19 protein-coding genes are annotated in these 21,455 nt (G+C 61.3%); 7 read left to right on the forward strand and 12 right to left on the reverse strand.

The window, feature by feature from the left end:
- The 8 genes from KEC16_RS03185 to KEC16_RS03220 all read right to left on the reverse strand — a co-directional run bounded on the left by KEC16_RS03185 (window position 1) and on the right by KEC16_RS03220 (window position 10,944).
- Window positions 1–1,077, reverse strand: a complete 1,077-nt coding sequence (locus tag KEC16_RS03185; RefSeq protein ID WP_211546182.1) for an HD domain-containing phosphohydrolase — start codon at window positions 1,075–1,077, stop codon at window positions 1–3.
- Window positions 1,078–1,087: 10 nt separating this feature from the next.
- On the reverse strand, window positions 1,088–4,285 hold the full coding sequence (locus tag KEC16_RS03190; RefSeq protein WP_211546183.1) for a response regulator: 3,198 nt from the start codon (window positions 4,283–4,285) through the stop codon (window positions 1,088–1,090).
- Between the two features lies 1 nt (window position 4,286).
- Window positions 4,287–5,423: an FIST signal transduction protein gene (locus KEC16_RS03195; RefSeq protein ID WP_249208667.1), complete on the reverse strand. Its 1,137-nt coding sequence runs from the start codon at window positions 5,421–5,423 to the stop codon at window positions 4,287–4,289.
- Window positions 5,424–5,549: 126 nt separating this feature from the next.
- The gene (locus KEC16_RS03200; RefSeq protein WP_211546185.1) at window positions 5,550–6,278 is read right to left on the reverse strand and encodes an ATP-binding protein; all 729 of its coding nucleotides are present in this window, start codon (window positions 6,276–6,278) and stop codon (window positions 5,550–5,552) included.
- 10 nt (window positions 6,279–6,288) lie between these two features.
- On the reverse strand, window positions 6,289–6,954 hold the full coding sequence (locus tag KEC16_RS03205; protein WP_211546186.1) for an STAS domain-containing protein: 666 nt from the start codon (window positions 6,952–6,954) through the stop codon (window positions 6,289–6,291).
- Window positions 6,955–6,971: 17 nt separating this feature from the next.
- Window positions 6,972–8,183, reverse strand: a complete 1,212-nt coding sequence (locus KEC16_RS03210) for a PP2C family protein-serine/threonine phosphatase (RefSeq protein ID WP_211546187.1) — start codon at window positions 8,181–8,183, stop codon at window positions 6,972–6,974.
- Between the two features lie 222 nt (window positions 8,184–8,405).
- Complete coding sequence (locus KEC16_RS03215; RefSeq protein ID WP_346344018.1) at window positions 8,406–8,840, reverse strand: response regulator; 435 nt, start codon at window positions 8,838–8,840, stop codon at window positions 8,406–8,408.
- Between the two features lie 4 nt (window positions 8,841–8,844).
- Window positions 8,845–10,944 (reverse strand): sensor histidine kinase, encoded by a 2,100-nt coding sequence (locus KEC16_RS03220; RefSeq protein ID WP_211546189.1) that lies wholly within the window; start codon window positions 10,942–10,944, stop codon window positions 8,845–8,847.
- Window positions 10,945–11,011: 67 nt separating this feature from the next.
- Between KEC16_RS03220 and KEC16_RS03225 the strand changes: the two genes are divergently transcribed.
- On the forward strand, window positions 11,012–11,803 hold the full coding sequence (locus KEC16_RS03225; RefSeq protein WP_211546190.1) for an ABC transporter substrate-binding protein: 792 nt from the start codon (window positions 11,012–11,014) through the stop codon (window positions 11,801–11,803).
- Here KEC16_RS03225 and KEC16_RS03230 read toward each other — a convergent pair.
- Both KEC16_RS03230 and KEC16_RS03235 read right to left on the reverse strand, forming a co-directional pair.
- Window positions 11,800–12,564: a DODA-type extradiol aromatic ring-opening family dioxygenase gene (locus tag KEC16_RS03230; protein ID WP_211546191.1), complete on the reverse strand. Its 765-nt coding sequence runs from the start codon at window positions 12,562–12,564 to the stop codon at window positions 11,800–11,802. The genes KEC16_RS03225 and KEC16_RS03230 overlap by 4 nt on opposite strands.
- 2 nt (window positions 12,565–12,566) lie before the next feature.
- Window positions 12,567–13,037 carry a DoxX family protein gene (locus KEC16_RS03235; protein ID WP_211546192.1) on the reverse strand — a complete coding sequence of 157 codons (471 nt, stop codon included), beginning with the start codon at window positions 13,035–13,037 and terminating at the stop codon, window positions 12,567–12,569.
- 108 nt (window positions 13,038–13,145) lie between these two features.
- On the opposite strand from KEC16_RS03235, the gene KEC16_RS03240 reads away from it, so the two are divergent.
- On the forward strand, window positions 13,146–14,054 hold the full coding sequence (locus KEC16_RS03240; protein WP_211546193.1) for a LysR family transcriptional regulator: 909 nt from the start codon (window positions 13,146–13,148) through the stop codon (window positions 14,052–14,054).
- Window positions 14,055–14,066: 12 nt separating this feature from the next.
- Here KEC16_RS03240 and KEC16_RS03245 read toward each other — a convergent pair whose 3' ends face one another.
- Window positions 14,067–14,909 carry a division plane positioning ATPase MipZ gene (locus KEC16_RS03245; RefSeq protein ID WP_211546194.1) on the reverse strand — a complete coding sequence of 281 codons (843 nt, stop codon included), beginning with the start codon at window positions 14,907–14,909 and terminating at the stop codon, window positions 14,067–14,069.
- An 82-nt stretch (window positions 14,910–14,991) separates the two neighbouring features.
- Here KEC16_RS03245 and KEC16_RS03250 point away from each other — a divergent pair, with 82 nt between their 5' ends.
- Together KEC16_RS03250 and KEC16_RS03255 are read left to right on the forward strand one after the other, a co-directional pair.
- Window positions 14,992–16,842: a PAS domain-containing sensor histidine kinase gene (locus KEC16_RS03250; protein ID WP_211546195.1), complete on the forward strand. Its 1,851-nt coding sequence runs from the start codon at window positions 14,992–14,994 to the stop codon at window positions 16,840–16,842.
- Window positions 16,843–16,888: 46 nt separating this feature from the next.
- A complete protein-coding gene (locus KEC16_RS03255) occupies window positions 16,889–17,263 on the forward strand; it encodes a response regulator transcription factor (protein WP_211546196.1) in 375 nt (124 codons plus the stop codon).
- Here the strand turns inward: KEC16_RS03255 and KEC16_RS03260 are convergent.
- Complete coding sequence (locus tag KEC16_RS03260; protein ID WP_211546197.1) at window positions 17,260–18,300, reverse strand: hypothetical protein; 1,041 nt, start codon at window positions 18,298–18,300, stop codon at window positions 17,260–17,262. The genes KEC16_RS03255 and KEC16_RS03260 overlap by 4 nt on opposite strands.
- A 168-nt stretch (window positions 18,301–18,468) precedes the next feature.
- Between KEC16_RS03260 and KEC16_RS03265 the strand changes: the two genes are divergently transcribed.
- Genes KEC16_RS03265 through KEC16_RS03275 form a run of 3 tightly spaced genes read left to right on the forward strand, consistent with a single transcriptional unit; the run spans window position 18,469 to window position 21,455 of the window.
- A complete protein-coding gene (locus KEC16_RS03265) occupies window positions 18,469–19,383 on the forward strand; it encodes an ABC transporter permease subunit (RefSeq protein WP_211546198.1) in 915 nt (304 codons plus the stop codon).
- Complete coding sequence (gene livM, locus KEC16_RS03270; RefSeq protein ID WP_211546199.1) at window positions 19,384–20,643, forward strand: high-affinity branched-chain amino acid ABC transporter permease LivM; 1,260 nt, start codon at window positions 19,384–19,386, stop codon at window positions 20,641–20,643.
- A complete protein-coding gene (locus KEC16_RS03275) occupies window positions 20,643–21,455 on the forward strand; it encodes an ABC transporter ATP-binding protein (RefSeq protein ID WP_211546355.1) in 813 nt (270 codons plus the stop codon). The genes livM and KEC16_RS03275 overlap by 1 nt, the downstream gene beginning before the upstream one ends.

Consider the following 21,455-nt stretch of genomic DNA (forward strand, 5'->3'; position numbering starts at 1 on the left):
TCACGCAATGGCTTGCTCGACATTTTCCCCATGGTCAGGAAAATCATCGATAAAGCGGGCCTTGATGGCCATGGCCTCGTCCCAGGCGTTGATAAAGGCATCGACGCAAGCCGGATCGAAATGGCTGCCCCGCCCCTCGATCAGGAAAGCCCGTGCCCGCTCCACCTCCCACGCCACCTTATAGGGGCGTTCGCTGGTCAGGGCGTCGAAGACATCGGCAACGGCGACAATCCGGCCCGTCAACGGAATATCCTCGCCCGCCAATCCATTGGGATAACCGCTGCCATCGAATTTCTCGTGGTGGGTCAAGGCAATCTCGGCTCCCAGGGCGATCAGCTGCGAGGCGCTGCCGTCCAAGATGGCGTGACCAATGCCGGGATGGCGCTTCATCACCTCGAATTCATTGCTGTCCAGACGCCCCGGCTTCAGCAAGATGCCATCGGGAATCCCCAGCTTGCCGACATCGTGCATGGGCGACGCCCGCAGGATCAAATCGCACAGATCGGGGGCGAGTCCCATGCCGCGGGCAATCAGCGCGGAATAATGAGCCATGCGCTGAATGTGCCCGCCGGTTTCCGGATCACGGAATTCCGCCGCCTTGGACAACCGAACCACCAATTCGTGCTCGCGGGCGCTGATGGCCTGGGTGGCCTTGCGTACTTCCTCGGCCAGCCAGCGATTGCGGTCGTGCAAGCGCAGATGGCTCCGACGCAGGGCCAGCAGATTGGCCAGACGCACCCGAACCTCGGTGGGATCAACCGGCTTGGTCAAAAAATCGGTAGCGCCCAATTCCAGGGCTTTTTGCCGCACGGAACGTTCGCCGGCGGCGGTGATCATCAAGATCGGCACATCGCGGCCGCCCGGCAGCTTGCGGATTTCCACCAAAAACTGATGGCCATCCATCACCGGCATCATGTAATCGACCAGAACCAGATCGGGCAGCGATGCGCGCGCGTCTTCCAGCGCCTTGACCGGATCGGCGAAGCATTCCACCGTCACATCCTCGGCCACCCGCAGGGCGATCTGTTCAAACAACATCAGATTGGTTTCGTTGTCGTCAACAATCTGGATCCGCATGGATCGCCCCTTACGTCTTGGGATTGGCTTGACTTAAATAGTCGATGGCCGCCTTGACGGCGCCGACGACCAGTTCTTCTTGTCGCGAGATAAGATCACCGTCACCGTTTTTGCCGATTTGCTCCAAACGCCCTGCGCTGGCGGCCAAATGCAAGAACCCCAGATTCGACGCCGCCCCTTTCAAGGAATGAGCGGCGGCGGCGGCGGCGACAAGATCGTTGCCATCGACGGCAGCCCGGATTTCCCCCAACCGGACAGGAAGACTGCCGCGAAACGACGACAACAGCGCCAAGAACGAATCCCGCCCCAAAGCCTCTTCCAGATCGGCTTGGACATCGGCATCGACCACCGGGCTTTCAACCATGGCAGGAGGTTGAACGACAGGTTCATCGACGAAATTATCCGGGCCGGCAACGCACGGCGCCCGCCCGCCCCGCAATTCGATGATTTGGGAGATCCAGCGATCCAGTATGGCGGCCAAGCGGTGGCGGTCGATGGGTTTGGCCAGATAATCGTTCATGCCGGCAGCCAGACAAGCGTCGCGGTCGCCCTCCATGGCATTGGCGGTCATGGCGATGATGGTGACCTCGGCCTTGGCCGAATTCAGTCCGCGGATGATCCGGGTGGCGGTCAGACCGTCCATGCGCGGCATCTGCATGTCCATCAAGATCAGATCGTATTCGCCGCGTTCGACCAAAGCCACCGCTTCGGAACCGTCATCGGCCACATCGGCCCGGTGTCCCAATTTGGCCAGCAATCCCACCGCCACCTGCTGGTTAATGGGATTATCTTCGACCACCAGGACGCGCAAGGCCAAAATTGGCTCGGGCATATCGCCCAGACTGGCCAGGCTGGCCTGTTCGGGCAAGGGCTGCCCCCGCCCCAAACGGGTCATCAGACAATCAAGCAAGGCGCTTTGCCGCACCGGCTTGGACAAGACGTCATCCAGGCGCAGGCCGGCGTGCATCTGGCGGAAATCCGATGGGTTGGCCGATGACGCCAGCACCAGTTTCAGCTCTGCCATCAACGGATCGGCGCGCAGGACGGCGGCCAGATCCAGCCCGCTCATGCCCGGCATGTGATGGTCGAGCAAGACCAGCTGATAGGGGCGCCCCCCCTGTTGCGCTTGACGGATGGCCAGCAGGCCGGCGGCGGCGCTGTCAACCTGATCAACCAGAGCCCCCCAATGTTCCAATTGATGCTGGAACACCTCGCGGTTGGTGGCGTTGTCATCGACCACCAGCAGGCGAGCGCCTTCCAATGGGTTGATGATTTCGATTTCGCTGGATTTTTCGTCGCTGCGACGCAGCGAAACTTCGAACCAAAAAACCGATCCCTGGCCTTCGACACTGTCAAAGCCAATCTGTCCGTCCATCAGATCGATGATGCGCTTGGAGATAGCCAAGCCCAGGCCGGTACCGCCAAAGCGGCGGGCGGTCGAGGAATCCGCCTGGGTGAACATGGTGAACAGGCGTGACTTGGCGCTGTCGGAAATCCCGATGCCGGTATCGACCACTTCGACGCGAAGCCGCATCATGTCGCCAAAGCCCGGTTCCGCCTGGATGCCGATATGAACGGAACCGGTCTCGGTGAACTTGATGGCGTTGCCGGCCAGATTAAGCAAGACCTGACGCAAGCGGCCGGCATCGCCATAGAACACGCCACGGGCCGCATTGGGCACGACATAGGTCAGCTCGACATTGCGGCCCTTGACCCGAGGGGCCAGGATATCGACCACCCCTTCGACCAATGGCCGGATCTCGAACGGTCCGTACTCGAATTCCAGCCGTCCGGCCTCCATCTTCGAGAAGTCCAAGATATCATTTATGATGCTCAGCAGCGCCTCGGCCGAAGTGCGCACGGTATTGGCGAAATGCTGCTGTTCCCGCGTCATCTGGGTATCCAGCAACAGCCCGGTCATGCCGATAATGCCGTTCATCGGCGTCCGGATTTCATGGCTCATGGTCGCCAGGAACTCGCTTTTCGCCCGATTGGCGGCCTCGGCCTTTTCCACCGCCTCTTTCAGCATGTCCTCGACCTGCTTGCGGTCGGTGATTTCCTTGTGCACGCCGGCGATGCGGATGGCCCGACCATCGGCGTCACGATCGATGACCCGGCCCGACGCCAGCATCCATCGCCACGATCCGTCCTTGTGATGCAGACGGAACTCGCTTTCATAGACCGGGCTGTGGCCCTCGAGATGCCGGTTCAACGCGGCAAAGGTGGCGTCTTGGTCATCGGGATGCATCAAGGCCTTCCAGGTGTCGCCACAGGCGGCCAATTCCTCGGCGCCGTACCCTAGCATGGCCATCCATTGATCGCTGAAAAACGCCTCGTCGGTGCGGGTGTTCCACGACCACAAACCGATGCGACCGGCATCAAGGGCAATCTGCAAGCGGCGTTCGCTTTCCCGCAAGGCGGCTTCCATGGTCTTGCGGGTGGTAATGTCGGTGCGGATGGCGATGTACTGGCGCGGCCGGTTGGCGGCGTCGAGAATGGGAACGATGGTGGCGTCGACCCAATACAGCGAACCATCCTTCTTGCTATTGCAAATCTCGCCGCGCCAGACCTGGCCATTGCCGATGGTCCGCCACATATCGGTGAAGATTTCGCGCGGATGCAGCCCGGAATTGACGACGCGGTGATTGGCCCCCAGCAATTCCTCGACACTGTAGCCGCTGATTTCGCAGAACTTTTCGTTGGCGTAGATAATCGTGCCGGTGTGATCGGTGATGCTGACGATGGCATGCTGATCAAGGGCGAATTTCTGGCGTTCCAGATTGTGCTGAAACTCGGCGCGTTCGCGCACCAGATCGGACATCAGGGCACTTAGTCCCTCAAGCCCGGTCGCATCCTCGGCCAGCGGCGGCTTGCCGCTGGTTTCCAGAATTTCATTGGCGGTTTGCCGCAACGAGGTGATGGCGCGGGCGTGGGCGGCGGTTTCTTCGCGCAGCTTGGCGTTAGCCTTGGTCAGTTCGCCGGAACTGAGTTCCAGCGACCGATTGCGCAAGGTCAAATCACGGTCATGCTGGTCATAGGTCTCGCCCACGCGGCGCAGTAAATCGGGCAGCCCGCCGAGCAGCCGGGCCACCGGCGCCGGCAAGACCGAGGCATCACCCTCGGCCAAGGCGCCCAGCAGCGCCTCGGCCTCGGCATCATCGGCCGCCCCCAGGGCGCGGCGCAACTGACGAACCAACAAACGGTGCACCTCAAGCCTCCGACAAGAAGGTCACGGTCATCGTCTGATTATGCAGTTTACACTCGGTGGTCGAGGAAAACGGCGCGATCTCTCCATAGGAATAAAAGCCGGCAAGCGGCAAGTGCCGCCCCAGGATATGGGAAACCGCCTCAACCTCCTCGTCGACGGCGTCACCCATCACCAGTTTGCGCCCGACACAACTGACTAGCAGGCCAAGCCCCTGGGAACACTCTCCGGCGGCATCGCGAACCCGGCGGGCGGCGATCTCGGCGCCATCGACCAGCCCTTCATTATTGGCGTGCATCAGTCGCAAATAGCCGCTGCTATCGATATCGCCGGCCAGGATCAAGGCCCCGGCTTCTTCATCGACACCCAAGATGGTTCGGATCAAACCGATGGAACGGTGATCGGCATCCAACATCTCGAACGGAAACAGTAACCCGGAAGCCGGCAGATCCTTGGAATATTCGCCCAGGTAATCCTTATACAAAGCCAAGGCCGACCGGCCATCAAGTTCATAAAGGATGTTGCCCGCCGCTCGGGTCACCTTGCGTGGCGGACCAAAAGGTTGCCAGCCGCCAAAGCTGCCATGGCTGATACGCAGGGCATCGCCGTAAAGCCCCAGCGCGATGACCCCATCGGCATCAAGGCCATCAGGGGTCAGGGTCAGGGTTTCGGCGAAAGCGCCGCCGTCACCAGCCAGGCCGCCGGAAACCGGGACATCGCCCCCGATTGCCGCCGTCATCCCGGAAATCAGGGCGCTGCCATTGATCCCCACCCCCTTGCCGAACAGCAAAACCGCCCGCAGATCAGGGGCTTTCAAGGCCAGGCCCAAGCTGGCGCCGCTCTCTTCGGATTCCTCCATGGTGGTGACGCGGCCGGTGGCGGCCTGAACCCGCACCTGGTTAAACTTCATCGCCGTGACCACGCAGCTATGGTCAGACATGCCGCGCGCGGTGATTTCACCGGCGGTGGAGCACCCGGCCAAGACGGCGTTGGGAAACGCGTCGCGCAAGACGGCATGGGCATCGGGCTGGCGCAATTGGGCGATGGCGGCGAAGACCAGCACCAGATCGGGACGCAAAGACGACAGATCCGACAAAGCCGAAGCGTCAAGTTGTGAAAGCTGAACTTGCCGGACGTCCATTTTCGTCATCACCCCAATAGCCCAATGGCTGGAGCATATAGGTTCCAGTCCATGCGGACCATACTTTAGCGATGCAAAGACAATGGGATACAAGGGAGATGTAAACGCCTTTCAAACAAGGCGATTTTAACCTGCGGGCAAAAACCGCATGACCAGCGTCCGGCCGCCGCGCCCGCCCTCGATATGGGTGCTGACCTTGCGGATCAAAGCAAGGCCACGGCCGCTTTTCGCGCCCACCTCCAACGGCTTTCCCAGCTCGTGTTCCACGTCGAAACCATCGCCATCATCACTGACCTGGATTTCCACCCCGTTATCGCCATAAGGCAGGGCGGTCATCTGCACCCGGCGCGCCGCCAGGGTCGGATCACGCAATTGCTCGGCAATGCGGCCGTTGAATTCGACCAATCCGGCCAAACTGTGACGCAAATCACTTTTAAGCCCCAAATTACCGTGGATGACGGCATTGCCGACGGCTTCGGCCAGCGCCAATTCGACCATCATGGCGTCAATGGACGGGGCCAAACGCAACACCGTCGCACAAAACACCTGAACCGGATCACAGGCCAGCAAGCTGGCGGTGCAGGCTGACAGACACAAACCGCCAGCGGCCACGGCATCGACCATGACTTGGGTCAGGGGACAGCCCTGATCCGTCGCGCGATATTCGATGAAACCGTGAAAGTCCGGGGCAAATCCGGCCCCCAGACAACTGATGGGCGCCATCAATATGCGCGGCCCGGCAACGTCAAGGAACTCGACATTGGGATAGGCCTCGGCTCCCAATTTTCCCGCCCGATAGGCCAGTGAATCGGGGACGTCGCCGCCTTCGAACAAGATCACCGGGAAAGACGCCATGATTATCCCCTCATGCCTCCAGCATGAATTCCAGGGCCGACAGGGACAGCAATTGGGCAACCGCTCCCTTGGGATTGCGCAACACCAACGCGATCTGTTTGGCCTCGGCCTCTTCGTGGGCAATCATGATCATGGACAGACCGGCGGAATCCATGAATTCCAATTCCGACAGATCCAAAACCACCCGGGGGCCGCCATTGGCGATCAGGTTCTCGACGATTTCCTGAAAATGACCGTGCTCGGCGAACACCAGCCGCCCGGAAAAACCAACACAGGGCGACCCATCCTCGGCCTTGCCGAGATGGCGGTAATCAATGCCGATCCGACGCGGCGGAGCCGAATTGCGCGCCGTCGCCCCAGTTGCCGGCATCGTCTGTTTCAGACTAAGGATGGCATCAAGGTTGGCCAGATCGAAGATGCGGGAAACGTCACCCTGCGGATTGAGCAAATGCAGGCTGGAGCCGACACCAACCGCTTGTTCATTGGCCAGCAAAAACAGACCGATGCCAAACGAATCCACGTGCTCCAACGCAGTTAGATCGACCGTGACCTTGGCCCCGGCACGCTGGTTAACCGCATCCAGAATGACGGAAAACGCATCCCTGTCACGAAAGGACATCACCCCCTTCAGGGTGAAGCGAGTACCGTCACTGTGTGAATCGGTAAAAATATCCATCCTCAAGCTCCGGCAGATCAGGACCAGGCCAAATGGATAACGGTCAGGTCATCCTCGATTGGCGGCCGGGCCCAGGAATAGAATTCATCAAGCATCGGCTCGATCGCCAAATGGCCCTGACGGTCCATGCATTGCCCGATGATATCGAGCAACCCCTCGCTGCCCAGCATTTTATCGTCAAAGCCCTGCGCCTCGACCAAGGCGTCGCTATAGACCAACAAGCTGGAACCAGGGGGAAAGGTGGTGCGGCGGTTTTCATGCGACGGTTTGGCCGATAACCCCAGCGGCACACCACGGGTATCCAGGAATTCAGCCCGCCCGCCCCGAAACAGCACCGGCGGCGGCGTCCCCGCCCCTGACCAGATGATTTCCTCCGCCGTGCAATCGATCACGGCGGCGAACATGGTGGCGAACTGCCCCCGCCCCAGCAATTGCCGCAGCGACAGCCCCAAGACATTGAGCAACATGGCCGGATCGCCAAGATAGCCGCGATGTTCATCAATCAGCGTATGCAAGCGAAAGACATTCAGGGCCGCACCGATGCCATGGCCCGAAAAATCAAAGGCGATCAGCGAAATACGGCCATCGCCCAGGTCCTGGCACCCCCACAAATCGCCGCCAATGCCCGAGCAAGGCTCGAAATAGGAATGCAGGGAAAAGCCCAAACGCTCGAGGGCCGGATTCAAGCGGTCCGGCCGCGGCAGCAAATCGAATTGCATGGTGCGGGCCACCACCATCTCTTCTTGCACCCGCTGCTGCTCCTTGGCCAATTGATCGGCCAATTGCTCGCGTTCGATCTGTGAATTCATCCGGGTGACGGCGTACAAGATGGCCCGCTCGACGGCGCGACCGGGATCATCGCTCTTGACCAGATAATCTTGGGCGCCGACCTCCAGCGCCCGCGAGGCCAGCGACGGATCATCAAGGCCGGTCATCACCACCACCGGCATGCGCGGCGCCACGTCCAGCACCTTGGTCACGGTGTCCAGACCACTGGAATCCGGCAAGGAAAGGTCCAGCAGCACCACATCCATGGCTTCTTGTTCCAGGCAGCGGCGCGCATCCGCCAAGGTTCCCACATGGGTGACCTGAAACCGGGTGGCGACGCATTCGCGCAAGGCGATCATCACCAGCATGGCGTCGCCAGGCTGGTCCTCGACCAACAAGACCCGCAACGTCTTGCCCGGAGAGGTGGCGTTGCCCGCCTCGGACTTGGCCGGGGCGGCCACCTCCGCCGCCTTCCCCCAAGACGGTCGCGGCGTCAATTTCACTAAACCGAAAATGTTCTCAGCCCCCTCAGGCATTCGCGTGACAACCTCAGCCATGGCGATCTCACCAAACAGCACCCATATACTTTAGCATATGGCCGTGAACAAACTATAGGGTAACAATAAACCAATTGTAAACAATCTGGGGCAGATGTAGCCCCAGTATCCACGCGGTGCAAACCCTTATTGCGGCAAGCGGACGATGCTGAACCAATAATCACCCAGCGCCTTGATGGAATCGATGAATTGGTCGATATCCACCGGCTTGGTGATGAAGCTGTTGGCCCCCAGTTCATACGAGGTTTCGATATCGGCCTCGATATCCGAGGTGGTCAGCACCACCACCGGAATCTTGTGCAAGTTTTCATCGGCGCGCATGGCCGCCAACACGTCGCGGCCGCCCATGCGCGGCATGTTCAGATCCAGCAAGACCAGATGCGGCGTCGGCACGGCCCCGTACCCGCCCTGTTTCCGCAAAAAAGCCAAGGCTTCGACGCCATCGGTGACGTGATGCAACTTGCACAAGATACGTGCCTGCGCCAAAGCGGCCCGCGTCAATCCGGCGTCGCCGGGGTCATCCTCGACCAGCAAAATATCAAATGTCTGATCGTGTGACACAGTCTCACTCCGTCGCTTCAGGCAAGGTGAAGAGGATGGTGGTTCCGCTGTTTCCATCGGATTGGGCCTGGATGGAACCGCCCAGAGTTTCCACCAATTTGCGGGCAATAGCTAGCCCGACACCGTTGCCGGGATATTGTTCGCGACCATTCAGACGTTCGAACACCCCGAACACCTTATCGAGAAATTCCGGCGGAATCCCCATGCCGTTATCGGCGAACCGGAAGCGATAAAAGCCATTATGCGGGGGTTCGGCCGTAATGCTGACCCGCAGTGGCCGGCCCGGATGACGAAACAAGATGGCGTTATCGATCAAAATGGCGAACAAATCGGCCAGACGCCGGGGCGGCACCTGGACCCGCGGCAAGGCTCCCGACATCAGATCGGCATCGGTGATTGCCTGCGAGCGAGCCACCCATTCCTTGTCCAGCACCGCTTCGGTCTCGGCCCAGCCCCCGGCCATGGCCAAACGGTCCATGGCCAGATAAAGCTGAACGTCACGCAGCAATTCCTTCAACCGTCCGCCGGCCTTGGTCAGATAGCCCAGATTGGTCCGCAGTTCCGTATCCTCGTGCCCTTCGAGGCTACGGCCGATGATCTGCGCATAAAGGGCGATATGCCGCGCCGGCTCTTGCAGATGATGGGCCAAGATAAAGGAAAAGCGTTCAAGCTCGGCGCTATAGCGTTCAATCCGGGCATAGGCTTCGCGCAACGAGACCCGATTGCGTTCCTGCTCGGTGATATCGCGCTGGATGGCGACGAAATGGGTCAGGTGGCCGGAAACAGCATGAACCGCCGATATGGTCATGTCGTTCCAATAAGGCGTGCCGTCGGCCCGGTAATTCTTCAGCACCGCGTCGACGGAATGGCCGGCTTTCAATGCCTTGCGAACCTCGACCAGCCCGATCTGTTCCCGATCATCGCCATGGAGAAAGCGCGGGTTCCGCCCCAAGACCTCGGCGGCGCTGTAGCCCGTCATGCTTTCAAAGGCCGGGTTGACATAAACCAGCGGAAAATCCGGCCGGGTGGCATCGGAAATGGCGACGCCGTTGGAAACGGTTTCCAGCACCCGCTCGCTCAACGTCAGCATGGCCTGAGCCCGCGCATGCGCGATCAGCGCCCGGGTCAGCACCACGGTCAACACCAGCAAGCCCAGCGCCAATCCCCCCACCGGCCACAGCAAAGGGAAAGAGCTTTGATTCCAGCGGGCCAGCACATCGTCTTGAGAAAGGCCAACCGAAATCACCAATGGCCAGTTCAACGTCGCCCGATAGCTGGTGATGCGCTCGACACCATCATCCTCGGTTTGCCGGAAAGTGCCGAATTCGGCGTGCTTGAGCCGATCGGTGAACAAAACATCGTCGGCATGATCCCGCCCGCCATAACCGGCATCGCCATCATCGCCCACCAGCAATGTCCCGTCATAACGCCACAGCCGCAGGCGGGAACTGCCCTGCAACTCCAGACCGCTGAAAATATCTTTGAAATACAAAGGATTGACCGCAGCAACCAGCAGCGCCGACCGCGCCCCGCCGGCTATCTTGATCCGGCGGAAAAACGGAATGAAAGAGTGCAGCGAATCGGGATTGGCCGGCCCCAGAAACCGCCCTTGCTGGCGGCTGCCGATGAGCATGGGCCGTTGGGTCGCCTGCGCTTCGGCGAACAGCGCCGAGGTGTCCCAACGGACGGTCAGCTCGCGGTTGCCGCTATCGCCCAGAACTTCGCCATTATCGGCGATGACCGCCAATTGCCGGATATGGGGCGTGAACGTCAGCAAACGCCGCAATTGTTCGTCGGCATCCTTGGCTTGCGGCAATTCGTCGCCATCCTCCCACTGGGCGGCGGTGGCCATCAGCAAGACGTCCACCGACTGCACCGTGCGGGCGACCGACCCGGTGACCGCCACCGCCAGATTGCGCGATGATTGTTCCGCCGCGTCCAGGGCCAAAAGGCGCGAATGGCGCAACGAGCCGAACACCACCGCCGACAGGCCGGCGATGGCCGCAACCCCCAGCACCGCCACCAGGATAATCAGACGGTTGGAATAAAGCCTGACCACGGCCCCCAGGGGACGACGGAGCAGCCGGCTTGCATCGGAAGCCATATGCGGACTCAAGCCAGCCCCCCAAAAGTGATATAAGCCGAAACCGGATTATCGGTGGGAGGACGCGATGCGTAAAGTGGCCCTGTTGACGTGTGCGCTATTGGCCGCGTTTTTTTCCAGCGGCGCACAAGCGCAATCCCGCATCGACCGGGTGAAAGCCGCCGGATTCGTGCGGATTTGCATCTGGCCCGATTATTACGCCATCACCTATCGCAATACCCGCACCGGCACGCTGGAAGGCATCGATATTGATCTGGCGCGGGAATTCGCCGCCGATCTGGGGGTCGCGCCGCAATTTATCGATTCTTCATTCAAGACGTTGATCGCCGACCTGACCCAAGACAAATGCGACGTCAGCATGCATGGTATCGGCATCACCCCCGCCCGCCAGGAAAAACTGGATTTCACCCGCCCCCACCTGCACAGCGGAATTTACGCCATCACCACCAAGACCAACCCGGCGGTAGGTGATTGGGCCGATATCGACAAGCCCGGCGTCATCGTCGCCGCCCAGGCCGGGACCTATATGGTTGATGTGATGAAGGCCCATTTGAAACAGGCAACCCTGACGGTGGTCGCCACGCCGGAAGCACGCGAACAGGAAGTGATGAGCGGTCGGGCCGACCTGTTCATGACCGATTATCCCTATAGCCGCAAGATGTTGGCCCGCCATGATTGGGCCAAATTGCTGGCGCCGCCGGTTCCCCTGGCCCCCACCCCCTATGCCTATGCGGTGGCCAAGGGTGATCCGCAATGGCTGGCCGTGGTTGATGGATTCGTCGAACGGGCGAAAAAAGACGGCCGCGTGCTGAAAGCGGCCGTTAAAAATGGCCTTGAGCCCATCGTCAACGACGATTAACCGAACCAGCCATAGCTATCCATGGCAATCACTCCATGTTCCACCGACCGGTGCAACACGGTACCCGCCCCTTCTCCGGCGCCGGCGGCGACGAATAACGGCAACAAATGTTCGTCGGTCGGGTGATTGTCGATGGCATGGGGGGCTTGGGCGCGGTAATCAACCAGATCGGCAACCCGCCCGGTGCCGATGACCTGCCCCAACCAATCGGTGAAGGCCGTCACCCACGGCAAGGCCGGGCTTTGCCGGGGCAGGCCAGTATAGGCGGCCAGATTGTGGGTCGCCGCCCCGGTGGCCAGGATCAACACTCCATCGGCCGTCAACGGCCGCAAGCGGCGACCAAAATCCAGATGCGCCGCCGGATTGTCCCGACGCGATACCGACACCGGAACCACCGGCACCTCGGCGTCGGGCCACAACAGCGAGGCCACGCTCCATACGCCGTGGTCCAGACCGCGGCGGGGATGCAGCTGCGCCCCGGTCAATTCCGCCACCCGCGCCGCCAAGGCCGGATCACCGGGGGCCGGATAGGTCATGGCGTAAAGCGCGGGGGGAAAGCCGAAAAAGTCATGAATGGTTTCCGGCTGGCTGGCGCCGCCGACGGCAAAGCCGTCAGCCAGCCAATGGGCGGAAACCGCGACGATTGCCTGCGGCCGGGGCATGGAGCGCCCCAAATCGGCCAGAAACATACTGGCCGAAGACGCCTCAAGCGCGATCATGGGCGAACCATGGGAAACGAACAGCGTCTTCGGCCCGGTCATGATCAGATTTCCTTGCCAATCAAGGCGTCGATGGAATAACGGCCGCCGCCACGGATCGCATAGGCCAAGGTGACGATGCCCCACAGCAACGGGTATTCGAAGCCGCCAGAGGTCCAAAAGAAGCCGGCGCCCAGATGGACCTGGATCGCCGCCACCAGCAACAGTCCGGTGGCCAGGGCCGCCGCCGGACGGGTGAACAGGCCAAGCGCCAGGGCCAGACCGCCGAAAAACTCGATCAGACCCGCCGCCAAAGCGACACCGGCCGGCAGGCCAAGCTTGGTCTGGAAGAACTGATCGGTGGCGCCCAGGCCATAACCGCCGAACCAGCCGAACAGCTTTTGCGCCCCATGCGGCACCAGGAACAGACCGGCGGCGACGCGCAGCAGCGGATCGGTCAAGGGCGACAAGGCGGCATAGACCGGGGCCAAAAACGGCAAAACGGGGGAAGCGGCACGCGAGGACAAAGTGTTCATGAGGGGATCTCCGAGGGAAGCAATGAAGCTGTCACGAAGATGCCGCTTTGCCGCTGGATCAACAATCATCTATATTCATGACATACTGTTGCAAAAAATAGGACAATCATGGACCAGTTCGCCGCCTTGACCGCCTTTGTCCACACGGTCGAAAGTGGCGGTTTCACCCAGGCGGCCCGCCGTCTCGGCCAATCAAAATCCTTGATCAGCCGCCAGGTTGCTCAGCTCGAAGCCCAATTGGGGGCGCGCTTGCTGCAACGGACCACCCGTAAATTGGCCCCGACCGAGGCCGGTCAGGCTTATTTCCTGCGGGCACAGCGGATTTTGGCCGATTTGGCCGAGGCTTCGGCCGAGATCGGCCATTTGCAGATCGCCCCCCGAGGAAAATTGCGCATCAGCGCCCCGATGTCGTTCGGGGTGCTGCACCTGACCCCGGCCCTGCCCCGCTTTCTTGAAGCGTGCCCGGAACTGGAAGTGGATCTGGCGTTGACCGACCGCTTCGTCGATCTGGTGGAAGAAGGCTTCGATGTCGCCGTCCGCATCGGCCGGCTGGCCGATTCCAGCCTGATCGTCCGCCGCATCACCCCCATTCGCCGGGTGCTCTGCGCCAGCCCGGCCTATCTGGCCCGCTGCGGCATTCCGGCCCGACCGGCCGACCTGCCCCGTCATGCCTGCCTCAGCCATCTGGACATGGGACCGGCGGAATGGCGGTTCCTGAGCGGCGGCGTCTTGGAAACCATCAAGGTGGCCAGCCGCTTTCGCGCCGGCAATGGCGAAGCCCTGCGCTGCATGGCCCTGGCCGGACTGGGACTGGTCTATCTGCCCACCTTTTTCGTCGGCGCCGATCTGCGGGCCGGCACCCTGACATCGGTTCTGGAAGATTTCGTCCCGCAAGACAGCGCCCTGTACGGCGCCTATCCCAACAGCCGCCACCTGTCGGCCAAGGTCCGCGCCTTCATGGATTTCCTGCAAGATGCCTTTGGCCCGGTGCCGCCATGGGACCAAGCCGGCAGCTAAAGCGCTGAAAAATCAGCGAAAAACGTGTTTTTCCAAACGTTCGTTGACGCGGGGCAGCCATAAATTCTGCAACAGAGTGACCACCTCGGCCCGCGCCGCGTCGTTGGATTTACTGGCCCCCATGTCGATGCCCGATTGTTCCATGTCCAGCACCGTCAGCCCCCACAGGAACAAATAGCGATAGATCACCCGCTCGCCAAAGCCATCGGACAGGCGAAACCCCAAAACCTTGCTCATGCGCGGCAGGATTTCCGCCATTTTCTGCTTATTGCGGTCGGTCAGCGCCGACAGCCGCGACCGCGTCACCACCCAATCAATGCCGGAACGATGGGATTTGCGCCGTTCACGCCGTAAATCCCAGACCAGATTGGCGTAAACGCCGCCGGCCACCAATTCCCACGATACCGGGTCCAGCCGTCCCAGCAGGTCCAAATCCAGCAGGCTATCGTTGATCGGGGTAATCAGGGTATCGGCGTGGATATGGGCATGACGGGCCAAGGCCACGTCCGAGCCCGGACAATCGATGACGACGAAATCGCATTGCTGCGACAAATGCCCCAACAACGCATCCAGGCCGGCCCGTTCCTGCGCCACCGCCTGCGCCTTCAATTCGGCGGCCGAGGGCTGCATCACCACCATCACCGGCGTCGGCAAGTCGATCTTGCTGCGATCCATCCAGGCCCGACGATTGGCGAAATAGCGACCCAGCGATTGTTGGCGGTGATCCAGGTCGATGCAACCGACCTTGAAGCCCAAACGCAGCAATCCCACCGCCAGATGCATGGAAACCGTGGTCTTGCCGCACCCGCCTTTTTCATTGCCGACCACGATCACATGGGCCGCGCGCCCTGACATGGCTTGATCCCGTTGTTGTTGCCGGGGCATGCTACACGAACAAGCCGTACACTCCACCGCTCATTCACCAAAGGTCAGTCTCATGAGTTTGCAACCGGCGCCCGCCACCTTCCCGGCGCCTTTGGTCGATCTGATGGCGGATCTGGCCTGCGTATTGTTCCGTCGCCACATGTGCGCCGACGGCAGCCTTAGCTATGTCTGGTTTTCGCCCAACGTGGAAACGGTGTTCGGCTTCGCCCCGGCCGAGATGAGCGTCGCCCATACCGGGGCGCTCAACGCCCTGCATTGGGCCGACCGCGACGACCATGTGCGCGAAATCCGCCGTTCCGCCGCGACGTTGCAGCCCTGCCACGAATTGTTCCGCATCATCTCCGACGATGGCCAAACCCATTGGCTGCGCGGTTCGGCCCGCCCACAGCGTCACGATGACGGCAGCATCATCTGGGATGGCGCCTGGCTGGACATCACCCAGTGGATGCGGGCCGAACATCACTTCCAGACGGTGATGGACCATGCCGAGGATTGCATCTTGACGGTGGATTGCAACAGCGGCATCGAATGGGCCAACGCCGCCACCGAACGGCTGTTCGACTGCCACGAGGGCGGATTGCGCGGCCAATGCCTGATGGAACGGATCCAAAAATCCTGCCCGCCGGGACGGCCGTCCTGCCACGGCGACGACATGCTGTCATGCTTCCAACGCGGCACCAGCGAGGTGACGGCGATCCACAGCGATGGCTCGTTGTTTCCGTTTGAAATGACCGTATCCGAGGTCCGCACCGATGGCAGATTGTCGTTGATCGTCATCGGCCGCGACATCAGCCGACGCAAGCAGACGGAAAGCGTTCTGGCCGAAACCGAACAGCGGCTGCGCCTGATGTTCGAAGCCGCCCCGGTCGGCATTTTGGTCGCCGATTCGACCGGACGCATCCGCCAAAGCAACCCTGCCTTTCATATCATGTGCGGCCAAGACACCGATGCCATCGACGGCGCCGCATTGTCCGACTTTATTCCCGTCGCCAATCTGCCCGATCTTGAAAACTCGGTGGAAGGCGTGTTCTGTCGCGAAATCAGCATTGCCAATGCGCAAAACACACTCAAGCGCTGGCGCATGAGCGGCAGTCACTTCCATGCCGCCAAGGACGATCCCCATCCATCGATCCTGCTGCTGATCGAAGACATCACCGATTACTATCGTTCCGCCGAGGAACGCCGCCAACTGGAACGCGTGCTGACCGAAGGGCAAAAGCTTGAGGCCTTGGGCCGATTGGCCGGCGGCGTCGCCCATGAACTCAATAATATGCTCGGCCCGATCCTGATGGGGGCCGAAATGCTGATCCGGTCGGCGGCGCTTGACGACAAGAACCGCGGCCGCTGCGACCGCATCATCGAAGCCGCCAAGCATGGCCGCGACATCGTCCGCGGCGTGCTGGCCTATTGCCGGCAGGAACGCCAGGACCTCAGCGCCATCGATCTGGTCCCGGTGGTCGGCCAATTCAGCGAATTGGTCCGGTCCGTACTGCCGCCAACCACCCGGCTGGATCTGTCGATCACGTGCGGTCAGGCCATGGTCATGGGCAATGCCGGCCAAATCACCCAAATCCTGCTTAATCTCGCCAATAACGGCCGCGACGCCATGGACGGCAAGGGCACGCTTCAGGTTCACCTTGGCTGTTCCGACACCGCCACGCCGCAAGCCATCATCACCATCAGCGACACCGGGTGCGGCATGAGCGAGGAAGTCGCCGCCCGCATCTTCGATCCGTTCTTCACCACCAAACCCGTCGGCCAAGGCACCGGCCTGGGCCTGTCGGTGGTGCACGGGCTGGTCACCGCCATGGGCGGCGCCATCGCCGTCACCAGCGCCATCGGCCACGGCTCGACCTTCACCATCACCTTGCCCGTGGCCGACATGGCTTGCCCGACACCCTGATTCCGACTATCAAACAGTAACAACGCCAAAGCCCCCGGAGAACACCATGAGCCGCATCCTGATCGTCGAAGATACCCGATTGATGCGTGATTCCCTGGTCGATGTCCTGACCGAACTTGGCCATCAGGCCATCACCGCCGAAAATGGGGCCGAGGGGGTCAACATGATCGCCAGCGGCGAAACCTTCGACCTGATCATCACCGACATCATCATGCCGGAAATGGACGGGATCGAGGCCATTTTGGAAATCCAGACCATGTGCCCGCAAACCCCGATCATCGCCATTTCGGGCGGCAGCGCCCGGCTGGAGAAAACCGCCGGCCTGGACACCGCCAAGCGTCTGGGCGCCGTCGCCGTCTTGGAAAAACCGTTCGAAATCGATGCTCTGCTGGCCGCCATCGCGGTGGCGACCAAGGCTTAATCCAGCTTCATCCCCCGGCGGCGGCGTTGGTCGGCCAAGGCGCGGGCCAAGGCCTCGCCAGCGGCGATGGTTTCCGTCACATAGCGCCAATAGCCCTGGGCCAGTTCCAACGACTGGCGTAATCCGTCATCGCTGACCGCCGCATCCGACTGGGTGAAATGCATGGCGGTGGCGGCGTTGTTGCCGCCGAAAGCCTGCCACGGGGCGCCGCCTTCGTAATCCGAGGGCGCCACCAGACGCACCGCCACCCCCTCGCCCGTGGGTTCAGCCGCCACCTCTGCCGGGCGCAAGATCTCGCTCAGGCCCAAATCCTCCCACGAGCACCAGCGCGAATAAATCCATTCGCACATGGTTCGGCTCCAGGCGATAAAGTCGTCGCGCTCGGCCGAATTGGGGAATTCAACCACGTGCTGGGCGAATTTATAGGTTATCTGGGCAAAGGCGCGACCATCGGCCGCCAAATTGCGTTCGGCCAACCGCCGCAAGGTCCGGGCCTTATCGAAATGGCGATTGGCTTCCAGCACGCTGCGCGTCACTTGGCGGGCCAGCAAATCGCGTTGCTCCGCCGACGCGTCCAGGGCGTAAGACCGCGCCGCCATGCGTCCCATTTGATCACGGAAAACCCCGACCAAGGGACGATTGAGATGAGCGGCCAAGGCGTCGAGGAAATGATCGATCTCCGCCGCGCTGCGTGGCTCACGCAGCAGGATATACAGATAGATCGGCGGAAGATCGGTGTGATCTTCGGCGACCAGGGCGTCAATCACCGTTTCGGGAATATCTTCGGCCACCGAATACAACGCGCCATCGGCGAAGCCGATATAAACGCCGTCGATGCCCTCAAGGGTCGGATCGACATAGGTGTATTCCACCAGTCGAAAGGGCGCCAGTTCGCGATAAATCGCCCGGTTGGCGGGATTGGCCGGGGCCATGGTCTCGCCTTTTGCCGCCTGCTCGGCCAGCAACGTCATGAACTCAGCCACCGCGCCGGTCGTATCGACCCTGATACGGATCACGTCATCCGAGAATTTCGCCACCACCGCGATTACCCCTTCCCGCTCGCCCCATGCGCCGCATTTTAGCAGAGCAACCCCCTTGCGGTATCGTGAATTCCCCGTCACACGGCCATTGGCCGTTGACAGAAGCGTTCCAACGAGTAGTTTTTATCGTCCCGACATACAAAGCGGGCCATTCAAGGTGGGCGGATGGAATATTTTATACAGCAGCTTATCAATGGGCTGACATTGGGGGCCATCTATGGCCTGATCGCCATCGGTTACACCATGGTATATGGCATCATCCGCATGATCAATTTCGCCCATGGCGAGATTTACATGCTGGGGGCCTTTATATCCCTGATAGCTTTTCTGGTTGCGACGACTCTTGGCGGCGCCTCTGTCGCCTTCGGTCTGCTGATCGCCCTGGTCTCCACCATGATCCTGACGGCGCTATGGGGGTGGGCGGTGGAGCGGCTGGCCTATCGGCCGCTGCGCAACGCCCCCAAACTGGCGCCGTTGATTTCGGCCATCGGCATGTCGATCGTGCTGCAAAACTTCTCTCAGCTCAGCCAAGGGGCGCGGGTCAAGCCGCTGCCGCCGCTGTTCAAGGGCGGCATCGAGCTGATGCATGGCAATGGCTTTTCCGTCAACCTGTCCTATCTGCAAATGGTCATCATGGCGCTGACCGTGGTGTTGATGGCGGTGTTCACCTGGGTCATCACCCGCACGTCTTTGGGCCGGGCGCAGCGCGCCACCGAGCAGGACATGAAGATGGCGGCGCTGTTGGGGGTCAACACCGACCGGATCATTTCCGCCACCTTCATCATGGGCGCCACCCTGGCCGCCGTCGCCGGGCTGATGGTGACCCTGTATTACGGCGTCATTGATTTCTATATCGGCTTCCTGGCCGGCATCAAAGCCTTCACCGCCGCCGTTTTGGGCGGGATCGGCTCGCTGCCCGGGGCCATGCTGGGGGGATTGCTGATCGGCCTGATCGAAGCCTTCTGGTCGGGCTATTTCTCGATCGAATACAAGGATGTGGCCGTTTTCGCCATCCTGGTCCTGGTGCTGCTGTTCCGCCCCACCGGGTTATTGGGACGGCCCGAAGTGGAGAAGATCTGAATGGCCGGCGTGAATATGACCGCCGCCTTGCGCGATGGCGTCATTGGCGCCGTGGTCGCCGCCGCCCTGGCCTTGCCCATGCTCGGTTTTCGCCTGGTCGATTCGTCCCAGGCGCTGACCCTGAGCACGCGGTTCGATTGGGTGGCCTGGGCGGCGCTGGCGGTCGGCCTTGGTCGTTTCGCCCTGGCGCTGCTGCGCGACACCCTCCCCGGCCGTCTGCCGGCGCTGCCCGATTGGGGCGCCCGCTTCCCCAAGATGCGCTTGTATGTGGGCTGGGGCATGGCCGGCTTCGCTTTTGTCCTGCCCTTTTTGCCCATCGCCGACCGCGCGCTGGTCGATAAGGCGACCATGGTGCTGATCTACGTCATGCTGGGCTGGGGGCTGAACATCGTTGTCGGTCTGGCCGGATTGCTGGATTTGGGCTTTGTCGCCTTTTACGCCGTCGGCGCCTATTCCTATGCCTTGCTGGCGACCAAGCTGGATTTGTCGTTCTGGGTCAGCCTGCCGCTCGCCGGCGTTTTTGCCGCCGGTTTCGGCATCATGCTGGGCTTTCCGGTCCTGCGGCTGCGCGGCGATTATCTGGCCATCGTCACCTTGGGTTTTGGCGAAATCATCCGCGTCATCTTGCAGAACTGGCAGGATTTCACCAACGGCCCCGCCGGCATCGGCGCCATTCCGCGCCCCAGCCTGTTCGGTCTGGTGTTCACCGCCAACGCCCCCGAAGGCAAAACCACCTTCGCCGATTATTTCGGCCTGGATTTTTCCGGTAACCACCGGGTGATCTTTTTATATTTCATCATCCTGGTCCTGGCGCTGCTGACCAACCTGTTCACCTTGCGCATCCGCCGCCTGCCCATCGGCCGGGCCTGGGAAGCCCTGCGCGAGGACGAGATCGCCTGCCGCTCCCTTGGGCTTAACCCGACCACCATCAAGCTGTCAGCCTTTGCCACCGGCGCCATGTTCGCCGGTTTCGCCGGCTCGTTCTTTGCCACCCGTCAAGGCTTCATCAGCCCGGAAAGCTTCACCTTCATCGAATCGGCGGTGATTTTGGCCATTGTCGTTCTGGGCGGCATGGGCAGTCAGATCGGCGTGGTCCTGGCCGCGCTGCTGCTGGTCGGCCTGCCCGAATGGTTCCGCGAATTGCAGCAATACCGCATGCTGGCCTTTGGCGGCGCCATGGTGCTGATCATGCTGTGGAAGCCGTCTGGTTTGCTGGCGCACCGCTCGCCCACCATCCGTCTGAACCAGGAGGCCGGATGATGCGGAGCAAATTGCTGGAGGTCGAACACGTCACCATGCGCTTTGGCGGTCTGTTCGCCGTCAACGACCTGTCGTTTTCCGCCGCCAACCGGTCAATCACCGCCATCATCGGCCCCAACGGCGCCGGCAAGACGACATTATTCAACTGCATCACCGGCTTTTACAAACCCCAGATCGGCCGCTTGACCCTGCATCACGATGACGGACCGGTGCTGCTGGAACGACTGGACGATTACGACATCGCCAAAAAGGCCCGCGTCGGCCGCACCTTCCAAAATATCCGCCTGTTCGCCCGCATGAGCGTGCTGGAAAACCTGATCGTCGCCCAGCACAACACGCTGATGCGGGCCAGCGCCCTTTCCCTGGCCGGCCTGTTGGGGCTGGCGCGCTATGGCAAGGCGGAAAAGCTGGCGGTGGACAAGGCCCGCTATTGGCTCAACAAGGTGGATTTGCTTGATCACGCCGACGCCGACGCCGGTTCCCTGCCCTATGGCTCGCAACGCCGGCTGGAAATCGCGCGGGCCATGTGCACCGATCCGCTGTTGTTGTGCCTGGACGAGCCGGCGGCGGGTCTGAACCCACGCGAATCGCTGGAACTCAATACCCTGCTGACCGGAATACGCGACGAGCATGGCATCGGCCTGCTGCTGATCGAGCATGACATGAGCGTGGTCATGGGCATTTCCGATTGGGTGGTGGTGCTGGATTACGGCCGAAAGATCGCCGAGGGCACCCCGGTTGAAATCCGCAACGACCCGGCAGTGATCCGCGCCTATCTGGGCGAAGCCGACGACGAAGACGAGGATCGCTGA

The sequence above is a fragment of the Magnetospirillum sulfuroxidans genome, assembly GCF_018224925.1.
Taxonomy (GTDB): Bacteria; Pseudomonadota; Alphaproteobacteria; order Rhodospirillales; family Magnetospirillaceae; genus Magnetospirillum; species Magnetospirillum sulfuroxidans.